Below are 22,506 nucleotides of genomic sequence, written 5' to 3'. Positions count from 1 at the left end.
GTCGCTGAATCGTGGAGAACTTGATTGCGCTGCTCGTCGCGGCGCCTCTGCTCGGAGCGGTGGTCCTGCTGTGCGGCGGGCGCCGGCTCGACCGCACCGGCCACTGGCTCGGCACGCTGTTCGCGCTCGGCTCGTTCGTCGTCGGTGTCGTGCTGTTCATGGACATGCTCGGCCGGGACGCCGATGACCGGGCGATGCACCAGCATCTGTTCAGCTGGATCCCGGTCGGCGGCTTCCAGGCCGATGTGGCCTTCCAGCTCGACCAGTTGTCGATGACCTTCGTGCTCCTGATCACCGGTGTGGGCTCGCTGATCCACATCTACTCGATCGGCTACATGGAGCACGACGAGCGGCGCCGCCGCTTCTTCGGCTATCTGAACCTGTTCCTCGCGGCGATGCTGATCCTCGTCATCGCCGACAACTACCTGCTCCTGTACGTGGGCTGGGAGGGCGTCGGTCTGGCGTCGTACCTGCTCATCGGGTTCTGGCAGCACAAGCCCAGCGCGGCCACCGCGGCCAAGAAGGCCTTCCTGGTCAACCGCGTCGGCGACATGGGCCTGTCCATCGCGATCATGCTGATGTTCACCACGTTCGGGACCTTCGCCTTCGGCGACGTACTCGCTGCGACCGGTGAGACCAGCGAGGGCAAGCTCACGGCGATCGGCCTGATGTTGCTGCTCGCCGCGTGCGGCAAGTCGGCCCAGGTGCCGCTGCAGTCCTGGCTCGGGGACGCGATGGAGGGCCCGACCCCGGTCTCGGCCCTCATCCACGCCGCGACCATGGTGACCGCGGGCGTCTACCTGATCACCCGGTCCGGCGCGATCTTCAACGGTGCTCCGGACGCTCAGCTCGCGGTCGTCATCGTGGGTGCGGTCACGCTGCTCTTCGGTGCGATCGTCGGTTGCGCCAAGGACGACATCAAGAAGGCCCTCGCGGGTTCGACGATGTCGCAGATCGGCTACATGATCCTCGCGGCCGGCCTCGGCCCGATCGGCTACGCCTTCGCGATCATGCACCTGGTGACGCACGGCTTCTTCAAGGCCGGGCTCTTCCTCGGTGCCGGTTCGGTTATGCACGGCATGAACGACGAGGTCGACATGCGCAAGTACGGCGGCCTGCGCAAGTACATGCCGGTCACCTTCGCGACCTTCGGGCTCGGCTACCTCGCGATCATCGGCTTCCCGGGTCTGTCGGGCTTCTGGTCCAAGGACAAGATCATCGAGGCGGCCTTCGCGTACGACGACGGGATCCGCGGCTGGATCTTCGGCGGTGTCGCACTGCTCGGCGCGGGCATCACCGCGTTCTACATGACCCGCGTGATGCTGATGACCTTCTTCGGCGAGAAGCGCTGGCAGCCCGATGCGGAAGGTCACGAGCCGCACCCGCACGAGTCGCCCAAGTCGATGACGATCCCGATGATCGTGCTCGCCTTCGGCTCGGTCTTCGCGGGCGGTCTGTTCTCGCTCAACGAGTCGTTCGTGCACTGGCTGGAGCCGGTCACGAGCTTCGAGCACCCGCACCCGGTGATCAGCGTTCCGGCGATCACGGCCTCGACGGTCGTGGTCCTCCTGATCGGTGTCGCCATCGCCTGGTTCATGTACGGCAAGCGTCCAGTCCCGGTCACCGCCCCGCGAGGTTCGGTGCTCACCCGGGCCGCCCGCCGCGACCTGCTCCAGGACGACTTCAACCACGTGGTCCTGGTCCGCGGCGGCGAGCACCTCACGCGCTCGCTGGTGTACGTCGACCACACCCTGGTGGACGGCGTCGTCAACGGCACGGCGGCAGGCGTCGGCGGGCTCTCCGGTCGGCTGCGCAAGCTGCAGAACGGCTACGCCCGCAGTTACGCGGTCTCGATGTTGGGCGGTACGGCGGTACTCGTCGCCGCGACCCTGCTGATGAGGGCGGTCTGATCCGATGTCCTTTCCTCTTCTGACATTGACGGCAGCGGTGCCGGCGCTCGGTGCGATCGCCACCGCCGCCGTACCCGCCGCCAAGCGCACCGCGGCCAAATGGCTCGCGCTGTTCTTCTCGCTGGTCACGCTGGCGCTCGCGGTGGTCGTCGGGATCCGGTTCAACACCGGCTCCGGCGCCGACCGTTACCAGCTGACCGAGTCGCACTCCTGGATCGCGGACTTCGGGGTCCGCTACGAACTGGGCGTGGACGGCATCGGCGTGGCCCTCATCGGCCTCACCGCGCTGCTGATCCCGTTCATCATCGTGGCGGGCTGGCACGACGCGGACCCGCAGGAGACCGGGAACACACGCTGGCGCCCGACGCAGGGCTTCTTCGCGCTGATCCTGATGGTGGAAGCGATGGTGATCCTCTCCTTCGAGGCCACCGACGTCTTCCTCTTCTACATCCTGTTCGAAGCCATGCTCATCCCGATGTACTTCCTCATCGGCGGCTTCGGCGACCGCGCCCACGCGGGCTCGGACGAGAACGCGGCGGCCCAACGCTCGTACGCGGCCGTGAAGTTCCTGCTCTACAACCTGGTCGGCGGCCTGATCATGCTGGCCGCGGTCATCGGCCTGTACGTGGTCGCCGGCACCTTCTCGCTGAGCGAGATCGCCGAGATGCGCGCGGCCGGCGAGCTGGAGATGGCGACCAACACCGAGCGCCTGCTGTTCCTCGGCTTCTTCTTCGCCTTCGCGGTGAAGGCCCCGCTCTGGCCGCTGCACACCTGGCTGCCGAACGCGATGGGCGAGGCCACGGCCCCGGTTGCCGTACTGATCACGGCAGTGGTCGACAAGGTCGGCACCTTCGCGATGCTGCGTTACTGCCTGCAGCTCTTCCCGAACGCGTCGGAATGGGCCACTCCGGTGGTCCTCGTCCTCGCCCTGATCTCCATCGTGTACGGAGCGCTGCTCGCGGTCGGCCAGCGGGACATCAAGCGCCTGGTCGCATACGCGTCGATCTCGCACTTCGGGTTCATCATCATGGGCATCTTCGCGATGACCAGCCAGGGCCAGTCGGGCGCGACGCTCTACATGGTCAACCACGGTATTTCGACGGCCGCGTTGATGCTCGTCGCCGGGTTCCTGATCTCCCGGCGCGGCTCGCGGCTCATCGCGGATTACGGCGGGGTGCAGAAGGTGGCGCCGGTCCTGGCCGGCACCTTCCTGATCGGCTCGCTCGCCACGCTGTCGCTGCCGGGACTCGCCCCGTTCGTCAGCGAATTCCTGGTCCTGGTCGGCACGTTCGCGCGCTACCCGGTCATCGGCATCATCGCGACCTTCGGCATCGTGCTCGGCGCGCTGTACTCCCTGGTCCTGTACCAGCGGACGATGACAGGCCCCGTAAAGCTCGAAGTCGCCAAGATGCCCGACCTCAAGCTGCGCGAACTCCTTGTCGTGGGACCGCTGATCGTTCTCCTTGTCTTCCTCGGCGTGTACCCGAAGCCGGTCACCGAACTGGTCGACCCGGCGGTCAAGCACACGCTCTCCGACGTAAAGCAGCATGACCCCGAGCCGGAGGTGGCGGCCAAGTGAGCGCAACAGCCGTCCACAGCCTGTGGACAACCGCGGCCGAGCCGATCACGAAGATCGACTCCCCGCAGATCGAGTACAGCCTGATCGCTCCCACGCTGATCGTGATCGGCGCCGCGATCCTCGGCATCCTGGTCGAGGCGTTCGTGCCGCGGGTGGCCCGCTACTACGTGCAGGTCTTCCTGTCGGTGGTCGCGCTCGTCGCCGCGTTCGCCGCGGTGGTGGCGCTCGCGGCCGGCGGGCACGGCACCACCGAGTCGGGCATCGTGGCCATGGGGGCGCTCGCCGTCGACGGGCCCGCCCTGTTCCTGCAGGGCACGATCCTGCTGTCCGGTCTGGTGGCGATCTTCACCTTCGCCGAGCGCAGGCTCGACCCGGAGGCGCACGGCAACCGCGTCGACTCGTTCGCGGCCCAGGCCGCGTCCGTGCCGGGCAGCGAGAGTGAACAGGCCGCGGTACGGGCCGGGTTCACCACCACCGAGGTGTTCCCGCTCGCACTCTTCGCGATCGGCGGCATGCTGGTCTTCCCCTCGGCGAACGACCTGCTGACTCTGTTCATCGCCCTTGAGGTCTTCTCGCTTCCGCTCTACCTGATGTGTGCGCTAGCCCGCCGCAAGCGGCTCATGTCGCAGGAAGCGGCGGTCAAGTACTTCCTGCTCGGCGCGTTCTCCTCCGCCTTCCTGCTCTTCGGCATCGCGCTCCTTTACGGATACGCGGGCACGGTGTCGTACGCCGGGATCGCGGACGTCGTCGACGGCACCGTGCAGAACGTGAACCCGGCGCTCGCCGGCACGATGGGCAACGACGCGCTGCTGCTCGTCGGCGCCGCGCTGATCCTGATGGGTCTGCTCTTCAAGGTCGGCGCCGTCCCGTTCCACATGTGGACCCCGGACGTCTACCAGGGCGCCCCGACCCCGGTCACCGGCTTCATGGCGGCGGCCACGAAGGTCGCGGCGTTCGGTGCGCTGCTGCGTCTGCTGTACGTGGTGCTTCCGGGCCTGCGCTGGGACTGGCGGCCGGTCATGTGGGGCGTGGCGATCGCCACGATGCTGCTCGGCGCGATCGTCGCGATCACGCAGACGGACATCAAGCGGCTGCTCGCGTACTCGTCGATCGCGCACGCCGGCTTCATCCTGGCCGGTGTCATCGCGACGACGCCCGACGGCATCTCGTCGGTCCTCTTCTACCTGGGTGCCTACTCCTTCGTGACGATCGGCGCGTTCGCCGTGGTCACGCTGGTGCGGGACGCGGGCGGCGAGGCGACGCACCTGTCCAAGTGGGCGGGGCTCGGACGCCGTTCACCGCTGGTGGCCGCGGTCTTCGCGGTCTTCCTCCTTGCCTTCGCGGGCATTCCGCTGACGTCGGGCTTCGCGGGCAAGTTCGCGGTGTTCAAGGCGGCGGCGGAGGGCGGCGCGGGTGCGCTGGTCGTCGTCGGCGTCATCTCGTCGGCCATCGCGGCGTTCTTCTACATCCGCGTGATCGTCCTGATGTTCTTCAGCGAGCCCAAGCCCGAGGGCCCCACGGTGGCGGTCCCGTCACCGCTCACCATGACGGCGATCGGCGTCGGCGTGGCGGTCACGCTGGTCCTCGGCGTCGCCCCGCAGTACTTCCTGGACCTGGCCAACCAGGCGAGCGTCTTCGTCCGCTGAGTCCTGGGTCCGATACGGCCGCCCGGTGCCCTTCAGGGTGCCGGGCGGTTGGTTTGTGCCCGCACCTTAGGGGTGCAGGGGGCGGAGCCCCCGCGGAAGGGGTGTGGGGCGTCAGCCCCGCACAACACACCCCGCCGCGGAGCGGCGGAGCACGTCAAGCCGGACGGGCCGTCCACAGGCCTGTGGATAACTCGGAGACTGTCCGCGCGGACCCCTATCGTGAGGGGCGTGGTCGAAAAGCGGCCGAGGACACACGGGGGGACAAAACGATGGGCGGTAGCGCAGTGATGGAAGAGGCCAGGCCGGCGGGCCACGCCGACCCCGGACTCACGGAGAGCGACAGCCTCCGTACGCTGAACCGCGTCTTCGGGTACGACAGTTTCCGCGGCGACCAGGAAGCCGTCATCGAGCACGTGGTCGGCGGCGGCGACGCCGTCGTCCTGATGCCGACCGGCGCCGGAAAGTCGCTCTGCTACCAGATCCCGTCCCTCGTCAGGCCGGGCACCGGCGTCGTGATCTCCCCGCTGATCGCCCTGATGCAGGACCAGGTCGACGCCCTGCGCGCCCTCGGCGTCCGCGCCGGATTCATCAACTCCACGCAGGACTACGACGAACAGCGCCTGGTCGAGGCCGAGTTCGTGGCCGGTGAGCTCGACCTGCTCTATCTCGCCCCCGAGCGCCTCCGCCTCGAATCCACCCTCGACCTGCTCTCCCGCGGCAAGATCTCCGTCTTCGCGATCGACGAGGCCCACTGCGTCGCCCAGTGGGGCCACGACTTCCGCCCCGACTATCTGGCCCTCTCCCTCCTGGGCGAACGCTGGCCCGACGTCCCGCGCATCGCCCTGACCGCGACCGCGACCCGCGCCACCCATCAGGAGATCACCAAGAACCTGGGCATGGACGGCGCCCGCCACTTCGAGGCGAGCTTCGACCGGCCCAACATCCAGTACCGGATCGTCTCCAAGGACGACCCCAAGAAGCAGCTCCTGCGCTTCCTCAAGGAGGAGCACACGGGCGACGCGGGCATCGTCTACTGCCTCTCGCGCAACTCGGTCGAGAAGACAGCCGAGTTCCTCTGCCGCAACGACATTCCGGCCGTCCCGTACCACGCGGGCCTGGACGCGCGGACCCGTGCGCTGCACCAGTCGCGCTTCCTGCGCGAGGAGGGTCTGACCGTCGTCGCGACCATCGCCTTCGGCATGGGCATCGACAAGCCGGACGTGCGGTTCGTCGCCCACCTCGACCTGCCGAAGTCCGTCGAGGGCTACTACCAGGAGACCGGCCGCGCGGGCCGCGACGGCCTCCCGTCCACGGCCTGGATGGCGTACGGCCTTCAGGACGTGGTCCAGCAGCGCAAGCTGATCCAGAGCGGTGAGGGCGACCTGGCCTTCCAGCGCCGGGCCGCCTCCCACCTGGACGCGATGCTGGCGCTCTGCGAGACGGTCCAGTGCCGGCGCGCCCAGCTCCTCGCGTACTTCGGCCAGCAGCAGGAGAGCCCGGCCTGCGGCAACTGCGACAGCTGCCTGACGCCTCCGGAGACCTGGGACGGCACGGTCGCCGCGCAGAAGGTGCTTTCCGCGGTCGTACGGCTGCAGCGCGAGCGCGGCCAGAAGTTCGGCACCGGCCAGATCGTCGACATCCTGCTCGGCCGCAAGACGGCCAAGGTCATCCAGTTCGACCACGACCAGCTGTCGGTCTTCGGGATCGGTCAGGAGCTGGCCGAGGCCGAATGGCGGGGCGTGGTGCGGCAGTTGCTCGCGCAGCGGCTGCTCGCCGTGGAAGGGGAGTACGGGACGCTCGTCCTGACCGAGGAAAGCGGGGCGGTCCTGGCCCGGCAGCGCGAGGTGCCCCTGCGCAAGGAGCCCAAGAAGGCGCCCTCGGCAAGGGGATCGTCGTCGAAGGGGGAGCGGAAGTCCAAGGCGGCGATCGATCTGCCCGAGGAACTGCTGCCGCTGTTCGAGACGCTGCGGACCTGGCGGGCGACGCAGGCCCGGGAGCAGGGCGTCCCGGCGTACGTGGTGTTCCCCGACGCGACGCTCAAGGAGATCACCCTCACCGCACCGTCCACGATCGACGAGCTGGGTGGGATCAGCGGGGTCGGCGAGAAGAAGCTGGCGACGTACGGGGAAGCGGTGCTCGGCGTGCTGGCCGAGTGGGCCGGAGCGGCCGGGGCGCAGCCCGCGGGGGAGGACGAGCCGCCGTTCGACGAGTGAGCGCAGGCACCCGGCCCGGGATGCGGGGCGGGTGCCTGCGGTCGGTGGCCCGATCAGGTGGTGCCGGCCGCAGGCCCGGCTCAGCCGGCGACCACCCTGCCCGTCACCTCGCCCAGGCCCACCCGCACGCCGTCAGGACCGGGCGCCCAGGCCGTCAGCGTGACCTCGTCGCCGTCCTCGAGGAACGTGCGCTTGCCGGAGGGGAGTTCGAGGGGCTGGGTGCCGTTCCAGGTGAGCTCGATCAGTGAGCCGCGCTGGTGCGGTTCGGGGCCGCTGACCGTGCCCGAGCCGTACAGGTCACCGGTGCGCAGCGAAGCGCCGCCGACCGTCATATGGGCGAGCATCTGGGCGGGGGACCAGTACATGCCGGAGAACGGGGGTTCGGAGATCACTTCGCCGTTGAGGGTGACCGTGATCCGCAGGTCGTAGCCGCCGGGCTCCTCCTCGTCGGAGTCGTCCAGATACGGAAGAAGCGGGACGTCACGGGCGGGCAGCGCGGCACGCGCCGAGTCAAGCGCTTCGAGCGGGGTGATCCACGCGGACACCGACGTGGCGAAGGACTTCGCGACGTGCGGGCCGAGCGGCACGTACTCCCAGGGCTGGATGTCGCGGGCCGACCAGTCGTTGAGCAGGCAGAGGCCGAAGACATGATCGCGGAAGGAGGACAGCGGGACGGGCGAACCCATCGGCGAGGGGGCGCCGACCACGAAGCCGACCTCGGCCTCGATGTCCATCTTGGCCGACGGACCGAAGCCGGGCGCCGCGGCCGAGGGCGCCTTGCGCTGGCCGCTCGGGCGGACCACATCCGTGCCCGACACCACGACGGTGCCGGCCCGGCCGTGGTAACCCACCGGCAGATGCTTCCAGTTGGGAAGCAGTGCGTCGCCGTCGGGGCGGAACATCCGGCCCAGGTTGGTCGCGTGGTGCTCGCTCGCGTAGAAGTCGACGTAGTCCGCGACCTCGAAGGGGAGGTGCAGCTCGACCGTGTCCAGGGGGTGGAGCAGCGGTTCCACGACCTCGCGGTGCGCGGGCACCGTCACCCACGCGGTCAGCGCCCTGCGCACGTCCCGCCAGGTCTGGCGGCCCGCGGCGAGCAGCGGGTTCAGCGAAGACTGGGCGAGCAGCGACGCATACGGCGAGCCCAGGGCGTGTGCGGCCGCACCGGCGTCCAGGACGCGGTCGCCGAGGCGTACGCCGACCCTGCGCAGCGGTTCCCCGCTCGCGGTGGGCAGGGAGAAGACGCCGTAGGGCAGATTGTGCGGGCCGAAGGGATCGCCCTCGGGAAGGTCGAGCGGGGTGGGCTCGGGCATGGGACGCTGCCTCGCTTTCCATGTGCAGGTTGGCCACACCGTACAAGTGCCGGACGGCCATGCGGCAGAGTGTGCCCGGCCTCGCGGTCAAGCGCGTCCGGGCCCCTTGGGGCCTCTGGGGACCAAGGTCCTCCCCTTGGTCAAAGTCCACTTTTCCTTGGTTTGTTGGTATCTCCGTATCCTGGGGCCCATGGCAAGACCATCCGCGTACACACTGATCGCCACCGACCTCGACGGCACCCTGCTCCGGCACGGCGACACCATCTCCCCGCGCACGCGCGCCGCCCTCACCAGGGCGACCGCGTCCGGCGCCCGGCACATCGTCGTCACCGGGCGGCCCGTGCCACAGGTGCGCCATCTGCTGCTCGAGCTCGACTACCGGGGTCTCGCGGTGTGCGGCCAGGGCGCGCAGGTCTATGACGCGGGCGTGAACGCCATGGTCAGTTCACTGACCTTGGACCGCGAGCTCGCCGATGTGGCGCTCGGCAAGATCGAGGCCGAGGTCGGCGAGGTCTTCGCGGCGGTGAACCAGGACGGCATGGAGGGCCTGATGCTCATCGAGCCGGGTTACGAGATGCCGCACCCCACGCTGCCCGCGGTACGCGTCGCCGACCGTTCCGCGCTGTGGTCGGACCCGATCAACAAGGTCCTGATGCGCCATGCCTCGCTCTCCGACGACGAGCTCGCCGCCGCGGCCCGGGCCGCGGCGGACGGTCTGGTCACGGTGACGATGGCCGGGCCCGGCACGGTGGAGCTGCAGCCCGTCGGCGTCACCAAGTCGACCGGTCTGGCGCTCGCCGCCGAGCGGATGGGGATCGGGCCGCAGTCGACGATCGCGTTCGGTGATATGCCCAACGACATCCCGATGTTCCGCTGGGCCGGCTACGGCGTGGCGATGGCGAACGCCCATGAGGAGCTCAAGGCCGTGGCCGACGAGATCACCGCGTCCAACGAGGAGGACGGCATCGCCGTGGTCCTGGAGCGGCTCTTCGCCTGAGCGTGAGTGGGTACTCGCCCGAGCGCCGGCCGATCGGCCGGTCTTCGCCGCAGCGCAAGCGGCTTTGCGCCCGGGCACGGAGGGTCAAAGGGAACTAAAATCGAGCCTTACCTCCCCTTTACTTCGGGCCTTTCGCCCCAACGCCCACAAGACCGTCGCTTGAGCCGCTTGCGACCGGGCAGGCGCTCGCTGTGATCGAAACGCGACCGGATACGCTGACTTGAGTGATGGCAGCGACACATCGACAAACCGCGTCATCGACCGAGTGAGTGCCGCGTGACCGACCTTGTGTTCGTCAGCAGACAGGAGAACCCCTCGTGACCGTCGTCGGGCCGTTCGGGCTGAGCGTGCGGGACCAGGCCCTCGAAGCCGATGTCCAGGCCGGGTTGGCCGCTGTCGAGGAGGGGCTCCTCGAGGCCACCAAGAGCGAGGTCCCGTTCATCACGGAGGCCGCGCAGCATCTCGTACGCGCCGGCGGCAAGCGCTTCCGGCCGCTCCTGGTCATGCTCGCCGCGCAGTTCGGTGATCCGCACGCGCCGGGTGTCGTGCCGTCCGCGGTCGTCGTCGAGCTGACGCATCTCGCGACGCTGTACCACGACGACGTGATGGACGAGGCGGACGTGCGCCGCGGCGTGCCCAGCGCCAACACCCGCTGGGGCAACTCCGTCGCGGTCCTCACCGGCGACTTCCTCTTCGCGCGCGCCTCGCACATCCTGGCCGACCTCGGCCCCGAGGCCGTACGGATCCAGGCCGAGGCCTTCGAGCGTCTGGTCACCGGCCAGATCCTGGAGACCGCGGGCCCGCGCGACGGCCGCGACCCGGTCGACCACTACCTCGATGTGATCGCCGGCAAGACCGGTTCGCTGATCGCGGTCTCCGGCCGCTTCGGCGCCATGATGTCCGGCGCCGACGAGACGGTCGTGGACGTCCTCACGCAGTACGGCGAGCGCCTCGGTGTCGCGTTCCAGCTCGCGGACGACGTCCTGGACATCGCCTCGGACTCGCACGAGTCGGGCAAGACCCCCGGCACCGATCTGCGCGAAGGCATCCCGACCCTGCCGGTCCTCCTCCTGCGCGCCCAGGCCGCCCTGTACGGTCGGCCCGACGATCTCGCCCTGTGCGAGCTGCTCGACGGTGACCTCACCGACGACGCCCGGCATGCCGAGGCCCTGGCCCGGCTGCGCGTGCACCCCGCGCTCGAGCAGGCCCGCCGCGACACCGTGCGCTACGCCGAGGACGCCCGCGCGGCCCTCGCCCCGCTGCCCGAGTGCGACGCCAAGATCTCGCTCGTGGAGCTGTGCGACGCGGTGGTCCACCGCGCGGGCTGAGACCCCTCCCGCATATGTGACACGGGTCACTTTTCTGGATTGAGTCCAGGCAAGGACCCGTTCCGTACTCATGCCCAGAAGCTGACGCAGGGGGTGTCAGCCGGCATACGGGGGATTTCTGTCATGGGTACTACGCGTGCGTTCACCAGCAGCCGTCGTCGTCCGGTCCTGATCGGCTCCGCAGCCGCCGTCGCGGCCGCCGCGCTGGCGGTCACGGTCCTGCCGGCGGTCGCGGACAGCGGCTCCGACGCAGGCCAGGACAAGGCGAGTTCCGGCACCATCCTCGCCGCGAGCCTGAACGGCGCCAACGAGGTGCCGAACGACGAGGGCAAGGCCGTCGGCGACAAGGACGGCGCGGCCCTGCAGTTCGTGAAGGTCAGCGGCGACAAGGTGTCCTTCGCCGTGAAGTGGCGGGGCACCGCCAAGCCGACCGCGCTCCACATCCACCAGGGCGCCAAGGGCGTCAACGGCGGCATCAAGGTCGACTTCACCAAGCTCCTGTCGTACGCGAAGGGCCACAGCGCCACGGGCACGGTCACCGTCGAGGACCAGGCCCTCCTGGACGACCTCACGTCCAACCCGGGTGGCTTCTACGCGAATCTGCACACCGCCGAGTTCCCGGGCGGCGCGGTCCGCGGGCAGCTGCACAAGGTCACCGACCCGTTCGACTTCCGCCGTGCCCTGACCAACTTCCAGGCCTCGGTGGTCAAGGGCGAGCAGATCTATGAGTGCAAGCGGGGCGAGGACGGGGCGCTCTCGTTCCAGCAGCGCGATGTCCGCGCGGTGCTCGCCGGCCGGATCGACCACTCCTTCGTGGCGCCGAACTCCGGTACGCCGCAGTGGATCGCCCCGGACGGCAGCGCGGTGCAGGCCAAGGTGATCTCCAGGACCCCGAACGGCGCGGCCAACATCCCCGAACTGGACCTCGACGCCGAGCAGACCGGCAAGCCCCGCGGCCTGCTCGCGGGCACCACCGAGATCCTCCGCCTCAACACGGTGGGCGGCGTCGCCCCGTCCGGCGCCTGCGAATTGGGCGCCCTCGCGGGGGTCCCGTACAAGGCGGATTACGTGTTCATCCAGGACTGAATTCAGCCTTTGCGGGGTGGGGGAGAAGGCGTCGCAGTCCCCCCACCCCCTACGGGTCGAGCACTGCCACCGCACTCCATGTCATCCCACAGCAGTACATGGAGTTGAGTCCGGGGGCTGACGCTTCCAGGCGGGCGATTTGGTCGTATGGAGAAGCACAGACGACGACGTGATCCGCCCGCCGCACCACGGAGGTAAGGCACCCATGGCACCCAACGCACCCTACGAACCGGCTCCTGTACGCGACGAGGCCGACGACCTGCGCGACGGCCGGCGCAAGGCGGCGCGTTACATCGTGCCCCTTGCCGTGGCCGGCGTCGCAGCCGCCACCATCGGCCTTGTCCCGGCGCTCGCGAGCTCCGGCGACCCGGACCTGCCGAAGATCAGCGCGCAGGAGCTCATCGAGAAGATCGCCGCCTCGGACACCGAGCAGCTCTCCGGCAACGTGAAGATCACCACCGATCTGGGCCTGCCCTCCTTCGCCGGTCTCGCCGACTCCCTCGGCGGTCTGGCCGACGAGGGCGGCAAGGACGGCAAGGGAGCCACCGCCGACCCGCAGAGCAAGCTGCTCGAACTCGCCACCGGCACCCACAACCTGCAGGTCGCCGCCGACGGCCCCGACAAGCAGAAGCTGACGATCCTCGGCAAGGGTTCCGACTACAGCCTGATCCACAACGGCGACGACGTCTGGGCGTACGACAGCGGCTCCAAGGAAGCCGTGCACACGAAGGGTGACGCGGGCGAGGGCCACGAGAAGGCCGAGCCGACCGCGACCCCGAAGGAGCTGGCCGAGCAGGCGCTCAAGGCGGTCGACCCGACCACCAAGGTGACCGTCGACGGCACCTCGCGGATCGCCGGCCAGGACGCGTACCAGCTGAAGCTCGAGCCCAAGCAGTCCGGCTCGACGATCAGCTCGATCACGATCGATGTGGACGCGGACACCTACGTACCGCTGAAGTTCTCGCTCAACTCCAGCGACGGCGGCAAGCCCGTCATCGACGCGGGCTTCACCAAGGTCGACTTCTCGAAGCCGGCCGCGTCGAACTTCGCGCTGCCGAAGGGCGCCAAGGTCACCGAGGGCGAGGACCTGGAGAAGCAGGTCCCGAAGGACGCGCCCAAGGGCGAGCTTCCGAAGGACGTCGAGAAGGACCTCAAGGACCTGGAGAAGGAGTTCGGCAAGAGCGGGAAGCACGCCGAGGGTGACTTCGAGGGCATGAACGGCATGAAGGTCATCGGCGAGGGCTGGAGCACCATCGCCACCTTCGACACCGGTGGCCAGGGCCTGCCGGACGCAGGCTCCGAGGAGATGAAGGACATGCCGGCCGGGGTCTCCGGACTGCTCGACTCCTTCGGCGACAAGGTCAGCGGGAAGTTCGGTGAGGGCACGGTCTTCAAGACCCGTCTGATCAACGTCCTGATGACCGACGACGGCAAGGTCTACGCGGGCGCGGTCACCAAGGACGCGCTGGTGAAGGCGGCGAACGCGGCGAAGTAGCCGTACCGGCGAAGAAGCAGCCGTAACGGCAAACGAGTCGGGCCGGAGGGCGGCATGCCCTCCGGCCCTTCCGTGTCCGCACTCCACGACTTCCGTGTCCGCACACTATGAACAGAACCGCCCGACCCATGGAGCGGGAGCGATCCCGTTCCTAGCATCACAGCGCTCGGCGCGACGACGGCGTGCCACCGAGGTCAGGAGCGTTGTTGTGAGAACTGCTTGGATACGTGGAGGCCTGGGGCGGACCCTCGCCGTGGCCGCCGGCACCGTGGGCCTGTTGGCCGGCACCCTGACCGTCGCCGGCCCGGCGCAGGCCGAGGTGGCGCAGTCGGACCCCGTGTCCTGCCCGGCGAACATCGGTGACAAGGCCGCCTGTTACACCGGCCAGGACGCGAACGGCGCGTACTACGCGATCGCGATCCCCAAGAACTGGAACGGCGACCTCGTCGTCCACGCCCACGGCGGCCCCGACCTCGGCGAGGCCTCCGACCCGGCGCGCAGCGTCGAGGACCTGGACCGCTGGTCGGTCATGGTCGACGAGGGCTATGCGTGGGCCGGCTCCTCGTACCGCCGCGGCGGCTACGGAACGCGGATGGGCGCGATCGACACGGAGAACGTGCGCCGCCAGTTCGTCGCCGAGTTCGGTGCACCGGAGCGTACTTACCTGCACGGGCAGTCCTGGGGCGGCAACGTCGCGGCCAAGGCCCTGGAGATGTACGGCGACAGGCGCGGCCCCTACGACGCGGCGCTGCTCACCAACGGCGTGCTCGGCGGCGGCTCGCGCGGCTACGACTACCGGGTCGATCTGCGTGTGGTCTACCAGTACTACTGCGCCAACCTGCCCCGCCCCACCGAGCCGCAGTACCCCCTGTGGCAGGGCCTGCGCGCCGATTCGACGCTGACCACGACCGGGATGCGGTCGAGGCTGCGCGAGTGCACCGGCTACGACCTCGCCCCGGCCGAGCGCACGGCGCTGCAGCAGCGCAACCTCGACGACATCCTCGCCGTGACGAAGCTCCCGGAGCGCACCCTCGAATCGCATCTGCGCTTCGCGGTGTTCACGTTCCGCGACATCGTGCACACCCGGCTCGACGGCCGTAACCCCTTCTCCAACGCCGGGGTCCGCTACTCCGGTTCGCACGACGACAAGGCGCTCAACGCCGGGGTCGAACGCTTCGAGGCCGACCCCACCGCCAAGCGCGACCTGTCGTACGACAGTGATCTGACCGGTGACGTCGAGATCCCCGTGCTCACGCTACACGCCATCGACGACCCGACGGCGTTCGTCGAGCACGAGTCGGCGTACCGGATGACGCTGGAGGAGGCCGACCGCGATCACCATCTCGTCCAGACCTTCACCCGCGAGAGCGAGCACAGCGGGCTGAGCAAGGCGGAGTACGCCAACTCCATGGCGCGGCTCGCGCAGTGGGCCGAGACCGGGAAGCGGCCCTCGGTCCGCTCCATCGCCGAGTCGTGCGCGCGGTTCGACGCGACGTACGGCACGGGCTGCTTCTACGACGCGGGCTTCCGCCCCGGCTCGTACGCCTCCCGGGTCGAGGCCCGTCCGGACGGCGGCCGTGACTGGCCCGCGATGACCTCCTGGCAGGAGCGGCGCTGGAGCCGGATCGACGGCGTCGGCATCGCGCCGTAAGGCAGCCGGTGCCGTGGACCGGAGGGGAGCCCGTGCCGTGGACCGGAGGGGAGCCCGTGCCATGGACCGGAGGGAAGCTCACCGGACTCGGAGTTCTGCTCACTCGACGCAGAACTCGTTCCCCTCCGGATCCGCCATCGTCACCCACTCGCCGATCGGCTCCTTGATCCGGTACAGCTCCCGCGCCCCCAGCGCTTCGAGCCGCGCGACCTCCTCGTCGCGGTCACGGCCTTCGGCGGTGTGCACGTCGAGATGCAGCCGGTTCTTGACGGTCTTCTTCTCGGGTACGCGCTGGAACAGCAGCCGCCGTCCCTCGCCCATGCCCGTGAACTCGTCGTACGGGTCGTCGGGATGCCGTACGGCGGCGTAGTCGCGGAAGGCCGGGCGGCCGTTCCACTCCGGGGCCTCCTCGGGCTTGACCGCTCCGCCCGCGAGCAGCTGCCCGATCAGGGCGCTGTGGTCCTCCAGCTCATAGCCGAGCGCGGCCGCCCAGAAGTCGGCCTGGGACCGGGGCTCCTCGGCGTCGATGACGAGTTTCCAGTGCAGAGTCATGCCACCAGTCCTACCCGCCATGTAGGACACCTGAAGTCCTCATACGCGAACGGCTTACGCGGCGGGTTCCCGCGGCGGCACGGGCGCCGTCGCCTGGGCCTGCACCGCGAGCCGCAGCGCCTCGGACCGGTTCTTGCGCGCCGTACGCAGCGCGTCCCAGGTCAGCGCGGTCAGCGCCAGCCATACGAGAGCGAAGCCGGCCCAGCGCTCGGGCGGCATGGCCTCGTGGAAGTACCAGACGCCGAGCAGGAACTGGAAGACCGGCGCCAGGTACTGGAGCAGACCGAGCGTCGACAGCGGTACGCGGATCGCGGCCGCTCCGAAGCAGATGAGGGGGAGCGCGGTGACCACGCCGGTCGCGGCGAGCAGCGCCGCATGACCGGCGCCGTGCGCGCCGAAGGCCGCCTCCCCGCGCGAACCCAGCCACAGCAGATAGCCGAGCGCGGGCAGGAACTGCACCGCGGTCTCGGCCGCGAGGGACTCCAGGCCGCCGAGGTTGAGCTTCTTCTTGACCAGGCCGTACGTGGCGAAGGAGAAGGCGAGCGTCAGGGAGATCCACGGCGGCTGCCCGTACCCGATCGCGAGCACGAGCACGGCCGCGAACCCGATGCCGACGGCGGTCCACTGGGCGGGCCGCAGCCGTTCCTTGAGCAGGAGCACGCCCATCGCGATGGTGACGAGGGGGTTGATGAAATAGCCGAGGGAGGCCTCGACGACCTGGCCGGAGTTCACGGCCCAGATGTAGACGCCCCAGTTCACGGTGATCACGGTGGCGGCGACGGTGATCAGGGCCAGCTTGCGGGGCTGCCGGATCAGCTCGCCCGCCCACGCCCAGCGGCGCATCACCAGGAGCACGAGCCCGACGAGGACCAGGGACCAGACCATCCGATGGGCGAGGATCTCCAGCGCGCCGGCCGGCTTGAGCAGCGGCCAGAACAGCGGGACCAGGCCCCACATCCCGTACGCAGCAAAGCCGTATATGAGCCCCGCTCGCCCTTCGCCCGACGGCTTCAAGGCCCCTCCTCGTCTCGCACCTCGACCCCTTCGACGGTAGCGGGACAAGGGCCCGGCTGTCATGCCCGTATCGCTATACGGTCATGACAGCCAGGCCCGGCTTCCCGGCCTTGCTTCGGCGGGCGGGGTCAGGCGGAGAGAGCCGCCTTGATCGCGTCGGCGATCGGGGTGGTCGGGCGGCCGATGAGCCGGGCCAGATCGCCGTTCTGCCGCGCGAGGTGGCCGCGGGCGATGGCCGCGTCGACGTCCACGAGGATCTCGGCGAACGGCTGGGGCACGCCGGCGCCGGTGAGGACCGCGAGGTGCTGCTCGCCCGGGACGTTCGCGTACGAGATGGTCTTGCCGGTCTGGCGGGAGAGCTCGGCCGCGTACTCCTCGAAGCTCCAGGCTTCGTCGCCGCTCAGCTCGTACGTGGCGTTCTCGTGGCCCTCGCCGGCCAGGACGGCGGCGGCCGCGGCGGCGTAGTCGGCGCGCGAGGCCGAGGCGACCCGGCCGTCGCCGGCGCTCTGCAGGACGGCGCCGTGCTCGAGGACGGGGGCCAGGTTCTCCGTGAAGTTCTCGTGGTACCAGCCGTTGCGCAGGAACGTGTACGGCAGGCCGGAGTTGAGGATCGCCCGCTCGGTCACCTTGTGCTCGTCGGCCAGCTTGAAGTCGGCCTCAGGGCCGCCGAGTACGCCGGTGTACGCGAGCAGGGCCACCCCCGCGCTCTTCGCGGCGTCGATCACGGCCCGGTGCTGGGCGACGCGCTGTCCGACCTCGCTGCCGGAGACCAGGAGCACCCGGTCGCCCTCGGCGAAGGCGCCGGCCAGGGACTCGGGCCGCGAGTAGTCCGCGATCCGCAGCTCGACGCCGCGCTCGGCGAGGGCGGCGGCCTTCTCCTTGTCGCGGACGACGGCGGCGATCCGTCCGGCCGGGACCCCGGCGTCGAGCAGGCTCTCGATGACGAGACGGCCGAGGTTTCCGGTGGCGCCGGTGACGACGAGGCTCATGGCTGAAATCTCCAGGTTCGTACGGTTTCCTTGCGGTCTTCACTCACCTTAGATCGGGTACTTACTTTTCGAAAGTACCCACTTTGAAGTAAGGTACTTGCATGAGCGAAAGTGTCCTCAGGAATCTCCGGCCCGACGTCAATGCCGCGCAGTGCCCGTCGCGCCCGATCCTCGAGCACGTCACCAGCCGCTGGGGCGTGCTGGTCCTGGCCGCGCTGCTCGACGACTCGTACCGCTTCAGCGAGCTGCGCCGGCTGATCGGCGGGGTCAGCGAGAAGATGCTGGCCCAGACCCTGCAGACCCTGGAGCGCGACGGCTTCGTGCACCGCGAGGCCCAGCCCGTCATCCCGCCGCGCGTCGACTACTCGCTGACCGAGTTCGGCAGGGAGGCCGCACAGCAGGTCTGGGAGCTGGCGCGCTGGTCGGAGCGGAGCGTGGACAAGGTGCTCGCGGCACGGGCCACGTACGACGAGGCGAAGACCTCCTGAACGGGCGGGGCGAAGACCTCCTGAACAGGCGAGGCCAAGACCTCCTGAACAACCGCAGTACGCAGACGCGTTCGACCAACCGGACGTAAGATCTCCGCATCACTGGGGAACGCGTGTGCGTGTGGGGGTCTGGTGGGGCATCGAGGACTGGGGCGTACGGCGTTGCTGTGCGCGGCCGCGCTGCTGCTCACCGCCTGCAGCGACAGCGGTGGGGACGGGCCTCAAGCGTCCAAGCCGCCCAACTCACCCGCACCATCGGGCAGTCAGGCAGGCGACCCACCCGAGCCCGCCCCGGGCTCCACCTTCACGCCGGACCCGGACCGCGTCCCGCACACCCGTGCCGACGCTCTGCGACTGGCCCGCAAGGTCGCCGCGAGCCCGGACCAGTACGGGCCGGGATACACCGAGCGCTCCCCGTACGAGAGTGATCCCGCCCGGTGGGCCGTGCTCGACGAGAAGTGCGTGTGGCAGCGCGAGCCGCTGCCGAAGGACGTGCTCGCGAGCATCACCACGTACAGCGAACTGCCCGCGGCCGAAGGCAAGGGCCCGGTGCGCGTCAGCTCCGTCGTCACGGTGCACCGCGAAGTCGACGGCGCGGACTGGGAGATGGCCCGCACCCTGGAGGAGGCGCTGCGCTGCCCCGATCAGGAGCTGCGCGCCGGTGAGCGGATCACCGGTCTGTTCTCCGAGGGCATGTCCTTCGGGCAGGGCACCAACGCGTACGCCGACGACTCGATCTCCGAGAACGGCGAGTACCGCAGCGATCAACTCGGCGGCCCCTACCCCTACAACTGGTCCCAGGCCCGCATCGGCCCGGTGACCGTCGCCTCCGTGATCAAGGGCGGCAAGGGCCGCAGCGAGCAGGAGCTGAACCAGGCGGTCGAGCAGGGCTTCAGCTCCATGGTCGTCCGCGCCGAGCTGGAACTCGGAGGCGACAAGTGACCCGGGCCGTCGAACCGCTCCTGCCCTCCGACCCGTCCTACCTGCCCGGCCACCGTCTCCTCGGCCGGCTCGGCGCGGGCGGCATGGGGGTGGTCTATCTCGGGCGTACGGAGTCGGGGGCGCTCGCCGCGGTCAAGGTGATCCAGGCCGAGTACGCGCGGGAGCAGGCGTTCCGTGCCCGCTTCCGGCGCGAGATCGAGGCCGCGCGGAGCGTGACCAGCCGATGGTCGGTGCCGCTGACCGGGGCGGATGCCGAGGCCGAACGGCCCTGGCTGGCCACGGCGTTCGTGGCCGGGCCCTCGCTCGCCGAGGCCGTCGCGGACTGCGGGCCGCTGCCCGAGCGCAGTGTGCGGGCGCTCGGCGCCATGCTCGCCTCGGCGCTCACCGCCGTGCACACGGCCGGTCTGGTCCACCGGGACGTCAAGCCGGGCAATGTGCTGCTCGCCGTGGACGGCCCCCGTCTGATCGACTTCGGTATCGCACGAGCTGCCGACGGCAACCGTGCTGACGTCACCGGCCATGTCGCCGACAGCGGCCATGACGCCGACGACACCGCGCTGACCGCGACCGATCTGGTCGTCGGCACCCCCGGATTCCTCGCTCCCGAGCAGGCCCAGGGCGGCGAACTCGGCCCGCCCGCCGATGTGTTCGCGCTCGGGGGCCTGCTCGCGTACGCGGCGACCGGCCGGCCCCCGTTCGGCACCGGCACCCCCGACGCGCTGCTCTACCGCACCGTCCACGACGAGCCCGACCTCGACGGCATCAGCGCCGCTCTGCACACGCTCCTGAGCGGGCTGCTCGCCAAGGATCCGGCGGACCGCTCCGGACTCGACGCCCTGGTCGAGGACACCCCGGCCGACGACTGGCTGCCCGACGCCGTGGTCCGTCTGGTCGCCGACCGGGCCGCGGCGCTGCTCGCGCTGCCCGATATCGAGCAGACGCAACTCGACGCGTCGGAGCTGCCGACGCAGGACGCGCCTGTTGCCGAACGGCCGCCCAACAGACGGAAGTTCCTCCTCATATCGGGCGCTGCGGTGCTCGCCGCGGGCGGTGGCGTCGCCGCGTGGGCGGCTTCGGTCCCCGGCAGCGGCCCGGAGGACCCCGTACCCGAGCACGACCGGTGGCATATCGGCCTCCAGGCGGACCTCTCCGGTCCGCACAAGGCGGCCGGCCGGGCGCAGGAGGAGGGCGCGCGCCTGGCCGTGGAGCAGTTCAACTCCCGTAAGAACTCCGGCAAAGACTCCGGCAAGGACTCCGGTTCCGGCCGGAAGGCGCCCTTCAAGGTGGGTCTCGTCGTGCGCGACGACGGCGGGGAGGCGACCCGGGCGGCCCGCGTGGCCAAGGACTTCTCCCTCGCCCAGGACATCCTCGCCGTCATCGGACCGACCACGGACGGCACGGCCCGTGCGGTCCTGAAGGTGTACGACGAGAGCTATCTCGCTCAAGTCGCCGTGTCCCCGGGCGCCATGGACCTGACCACCCCCTCCCTCGCCTCCCGGAGTCTGCTCCAGGCCAGGCCCCTGGACGCGCATGTGGCCCAGCCCTACGCGGCGCTGGCCGCGGCGGCCGGTGTCGAGGTGCTCGGTCTGGTGCAGGACCGCACGGTGGGCGTGCTCGGCTGGGAGACCGCGGCCATCACCACCAGCGAGCTGCGCGGCACGAAGATCGCCGGCTATCCCCGCGTGGTCCCGGCCCACACCAAGGAGTTCGGGCCGGTCGTCGCCGACATGCTCGACGCCGGCTGCGACGGGTTCGTGTTCGCGGGCGGGCCCGACGCGGCCGCCGTCTTCGCCCGCGAGCTGACCGCCGCGGGCTTCGGCGGACTGCGCCTGGCCCCGCAGAGCGTGCTCGACCCCCGCTTCCTGAAGGACGCGGGCGAGGCCGCCGAGGGCTGGCAGCTCACCGCGTCCTTCCTCGACCCGGCCGCCGTGCCCGAACTGGAGCCGTTCACCAAGGCGTTCACCAAGCGCTACGGTCATCCACCGGGCTACCAGGCGGCCGAGGCGTACGACGCCGTGAACCTGATCATCGAAGGTCTCCTGGCGACCGGGCGCAAGAGGCCCGGCCGCGAGGCCCTGACGCGCCGGCTGCGGAAGTCCACGTACAAGGGACTGACGAAGACCCACGGCTTCGACCCGGAGGTGGGCAGCTTCACGCAGTGGAGCGTGCACCGCTACGAGGTGGCGAACGGGCGCTTCCGGTACGTGGGAGCGGTGCCGCCGCCGTCGTCGGGCTAGGGCCTGATCCCCAAGACAGGCCCTGGCGCCCGTGGACCCCCTGAATGAGCGGCCGTGGAACCCAGGAGCAGCGGCCGTGGACCCCTGGAGCAGCAGCCGTGGAACCCCTGAAGCCCACCGACCCCGCCGAGATCGGCGGCCACCGCCTGATCGCGCGGCTCGGCGCCGGCGGTATGGGCGTGGTCTATCTCGCACGCACCGCGCACGGTTCGCCGGTCGCGCTCAAGGTGATCCGCGCCGAGCACGCCGCCGACCCGGGCTTCCGGGCCCGCTTCCGCCGCGAGGCCGAGGCCGCCGCCCGGATCACCGGCCGCTGGACCGTGCCCGCGACCGCGGCCGACGCGGAAGCCCGCGAACCCTGGCTGGCCACCGCGTTCATCCCCGCACCCTCCCTCGCCGAAGCGGTCGCGGACCACGGTCCGCTGCCCCTGCGCACGGTCCGCATCCTGGGCGAGCGTCTCGCGGAAGCCCTCGCCGATGTGCACGCGACGGGTCTGGTGCACCGCGATGTGAAACCCGCGAACGTCCTGCTCGCCGCCGACGGCCCCCGCCTCATCGACTTCGGCATCGCCCGCACCGCCGAGGCCACCGCGCTCACGGCCGCCGACTCGGTGATCGGCTCACCCGGCTATCTCTCGCCCGAACAGGCCCAGGCCCGGGCCGGTGAGATCGGCCCGCCCAGCGATGTCTTCGCGCTCGGCTGCGTCCTCGCGTACGCGGTGACCGGACGCCGGCCGTTCGGCTCGGGCACGGTCGCGACGATCCTCTTCCGTACGGTCCACGAGAAGCCCGAACTCGACGGCGTACCCGAGCCGTTGGTGGCCCTCGTGCGAGAGTGTCTGGCGAAGGATCCGGGTGCCCGGCCCACCGCTTCGGCCGTACGCGAGCGCCTCGCGGGGGCCGTCGCGGCGGGCGCCGACTGGCTGCCGCCCGCGCTGCCCCGGCTGATCGCCGAACGCTCGGCCCGCGTCCTCGCCCTGCCGGTTCCGGAGCCGACCCAGCTGGACACGGCCCCTGCCGCACCCCGGCCACCGGTCGGCCGCCGCCGTCTGCTCGGCCTGGGGGCGGC

17 protein-coding genes are annotated in these 22,506 nt (G+C 70.2%); 13 read left to right on the top strand and 4 right to left on the bottom strand.

What is annotated here, in order from left to right:
• Positions 1-11 precede the first annotated feature (11 nt).
• The 4 genes from nuoL to recQ all read left to right on the top strand — a co-directional run bounded on the left by nuoL (position 12) and on the right by recQ (position 7,348).
• Positions 12-1,910 (top strand): NADH-quinone oxidoreductase subunit L, encoded by a 1,899-nt coding sequence (gene nuoL, locus G6045_RS14820; RefSeq protein WP_165332398.1) that lies wholly within the window; start codon positions 12-14, stop codon positions 1,908-1,910.
• A 4-nt stretch (positions 1,911-1,914) separates the two neighbouring features.
• Positions 1,915-3,489 carry an NADH-quinone oxidoreductase subunit M gene (locus G6045_RS14815; RefSeq protein WP_165332397.1) on the top strand — a complete coding sequence of 525 codons (1,575 nt, stop codon included), beginning with the start codon at positions 1,915-1,917 and terminating at the stop codon, positions 3,487-3,489.
• Positions 3,486-5,135, top strand: coding sequence for an NADH-quinone oxidoreductase subunit NuoN (gene nuoN / locus G6045_RS14810; protein ID WP_165332396.1), 1,650 nt, complete (start codon positions 3,486-3,488; stop codon positions 5,133-5,135). The genes G6045_RS14815 and nuoN overlap by 4 nt, the downstream gene beginning before the upstream one ends.
• Before the next feature lie 269 nt (positions 5,136-5,404).
• Positions 5,405-7,348: a DNA helicase RecQ gene (recQ, locus tag G6045_RS14805; RefSeq protein ID WP_165332395.1), complete on the top strand. Its 1,944-nt coding sequence runs from the start codon at positions 5,405-5,407 to the stop codon at positions 7,346-7,348.
• Positions 7,349-7,428: 80 nt separating this feature from the next.
• Here recQ and fahA read toward each other — a convergent pair whose 3' ends face one another.
• Complete coding sequence (gene fahA, locus G6045_RS14800; protein WP_165332394.1) at positions 7,429-8,658, bottom strand: fumarylacetoacetase; 1,230 nt, start codon at positions 8,656-8,658, stop codon at positions 7,429-7,431.
• Between the two features lie 190 nt (positions 8,659-8,848).
• Here fahA and G6045_RS14795 point away from each other — a divergent pair, with 190 nt between their 5' ends.
• The 5 genes from G6045_RS14795 (at position 8,849) to G6045_RS14775 (ending at position 15,215) form a co-directional block, all read left to right on the top strand.
• Complete coding sequence (locus G6045_RS14795; protein ID WP_165332393.1) at positions 8,849-9,655, top strand: HAD family hydrolase; 807 nt, start codon at positions 8,849-8,851, stop codon at positions 9,653-9,655.
• 317 nt (positions 9,656-9,972) lie between these two features.
• Complete coding sequence (locus G6045_RS14790) at positions 9,973-10,983, top strand: polyprenyl synthetase family protein (RefSeq protein ID WP_165332392.1); 1,011 nt, start codon at positions 9,973-9,975, stop codon at positions 10,981-10,983.
• A gap of 123 nt (positions 10,984-11,106) precedes the next feature.
• Positions 11,107-12,069 carry a CHRD domain-containing protein gene (locus tag G6045_RS14785; protein WP_165332391.1) on the top strand — a complete coding sequence of 321 codons (963 nt, stop codon included), beginning with the start codon at positions 11,107-11,109 and terminating at the stop codon, positions 12,067-12,069.
• Between the two features lie 205 nt (positions 12,070-12,274).
• A complete protein-coding gene (locus G6045_RS14780) occupies positions 12,275-13,564 on the top strand; it encodes a LolA family protein (RefSeq protein ID WP_206343739.1) in 1,290 nt (429 codons plus the stop codon).
• A 319-nt stretch (positions 13,565-13,883) separates the two neighbouring features.
• Positions 13,884-15,215 carry an alpha/beta hydrolase family protein gene (locus tag G6045_RS14775; RefSeq protein ID WP_328707783.1) on the top strand — a complete coding sequence of 444 codons (1,332 nt, stop codon included), beginning with the start codon at positions 13,884-13,886 and terminating at the stop codon, positions 15,213-15,215.
• A gap of 99 nt (positions 15,216-15,314) precedes the next feature.
• Here G6045_RS14775 and G6045_RS14770 read toward each other — a convergent pair whose 3' ends face one another.
• The 3 genes from G6045_RS14770 to G6045_RS14760 all read right to left on the bottom strand — a co-directional run bounded on the left by G6045_RS14770 (position 15,315) and on the right by G6045_RS14760 (position 17,770).
• Positions 15,315-15,767 carry a VOC family protein gene (locus G6045_RS14770; RefSeq protein WP_165332390.1) on the bottom strand — a complete coding sequence of 151 codons (453 nt, stop codon included), beginning with the start codon at positions 15,765-15,767 and terminating at the stop codon, positions 15,315-15,317.
• A 54-nt stretch (positions 15,768-15,821) separates the two neighbouring features.
• A complete protein-coding gene (rarD, locus tag G6045_RS14765) occupies positions 15,822-16,724 on the bottom strand; it encodes an EamA family transporter RarD (RefSeq protein ID WP_235967905.1) in 903 nt (300 codons plus the stop codon).
• Positions 16,725-16,909: 185 nt separating this feature from the next.
• Positions 16,910-17,770: an SDR family oxidoreductase gene (locus G6045_RS14760; RefSeq protein ID WP_165332388.1), complete on the bottom strand. Its 861-nt coding sequence runs from the start codon at positions 17,768-17,770 to the stop codon at positions 16,910-16,912.
• A gap of 101 nt (positions 17,771-17,871) precedes the next feature.
• Here G6045_RS14760 and G6045_RS14755 point away from each other — a divergent pair, with 101 nt between their 5' ends.
• From G6045_RS14755 to G6045_RS14740, 4 genes are all read left to right on the top strand, one after another.
• Entirely contained in the window at positions 17,872-18,258 is a 387-nt protein-coding gene (locus tag G6045_RS14755) for a winged helix-turn-helix transcriptional regulator (RefSeq protein ID WP_165332387.1), read from the top strand.
• Between the two features lie 132 nt (positions 18,259-18,390).
• Positions 18,391-19,200 carry a hypothetical protein gene (locus tag G6045_RS14750; RefSeq protein ID WP_328707781.1) on the top strand — a complete coding sequence of 270 codons (810 nt, stop codon included), beginning with the start codon at positions 18,391-18,393 and terminating at the stop codon, positions 19,198-19,200.
• Positions 19,197-21,437: a bifunctional serine/threonine-protein kinase/ABC transporter substrate-binding protein gene (locus G6045_RS14745; RefSeq protein WP_328707780.1), complete on the top strand. Its 2,241-nt coding sequence runs from the start codon at positions 19,197-19,199 to the stop codon at positions 21,435-21,437. Before G6045_RS14750 ends, G6045_RS14745 begins: the two co-directional genes overlap by 4 nt.
• Positions 21,438-21,535: 98 nt before the next feature.
• The coding region (locus tag G6045_RS14740) for a serine/threonine-protein kinase (protein WP_328707779.1) at positions 21,536-22,506 on the top strand (971 nt) is incomplete at its 3' end.

Source organism: Streptomyces mesophilus, assembly GCF_011044995.1.
GTDB classification, from domain to species: domain Bacteria; phylum Actinomycetota; class Actinomycetes; order Streptomycetales; family Streptomycetaceae; genus Streptomyces; species Streptomyces mesophilus.
Note: the sequence above shows the minus strand (reverse complement) of the source record. Positions and strands in the feature narration are given on the sequence as shown.

Bases quoted from the DNA above. Each gene is read 5' to 3' on its own strand.
- G6045_RS14815 (WP_165332397.1), top strand. From the start codon at position 1,915: ATGTCCTTTCCTCTTCTGACATTGACGGCAGCGGTGCCGGCGCTCGGT.
- G6045_RS14795 (WP_165332393.1), top strand. From the start codon at position 8,849: ATGGCAAGACCATCCGCGTACACACTGATCGCCACCGACCTCGACGGC.
- recQ (WP_165332395.1), top strand. From the start codon at position 5,405: ATGGGCGGTAGCGCAGTGATGGAAGAGGCCAGGCCGGCGGGCCACGCC.
- G6045_RS14785 (WP_165332391.1), top strand. From the start codon at position 11,107: ATGGGTACTACGCGTGCGTTCACCAGCAGCCGTCGTCGTCCGGTCCTG.
- rarD (WP_235967905.1), bottom strand. From the start codon at position 16,724: ATGTGGGGCCTGGTCCCGCTGTTCTGGCCGCTGCTCAAGCCGGCCGGC.
- G6045_RS14755 (WP_165332387.1), top strand. From the start codon at position 17,872: ATGAGCGAAAGTGTCCTCAGGAATCTCCGGCCCGACGTCAATGCCGCG.
- G6045_RS14770 (WP_165332390.1), bottom strand. From the start codon at position 15,767: ATGACTCTGCACTGGAAACTCGTCATCGACGCCGAGGAGCCCCGGTCC.
- G6045_RS14780 (WP_206343739.1), top strand. From the start codon at position 12,275: ATGGCACCCAACGCACCCTACGAACCGGCTCCTGTACGCGACGAGGCC.
- fahA (WP_165332394.1), bottom strand. From the start codon at position 8,658: ATGCCCGAGCCCACCCCGCTCGACCTTCCCGAGGGCGATCCCTTCGGC.
- G6045_RS14760 (WP_165332388.1), bottom strand. From the start codon at position 17,770: ATGAGCCTCGTCGTCACCGGCGCCACCGGAAACCTCGGCCGTCTCGTC.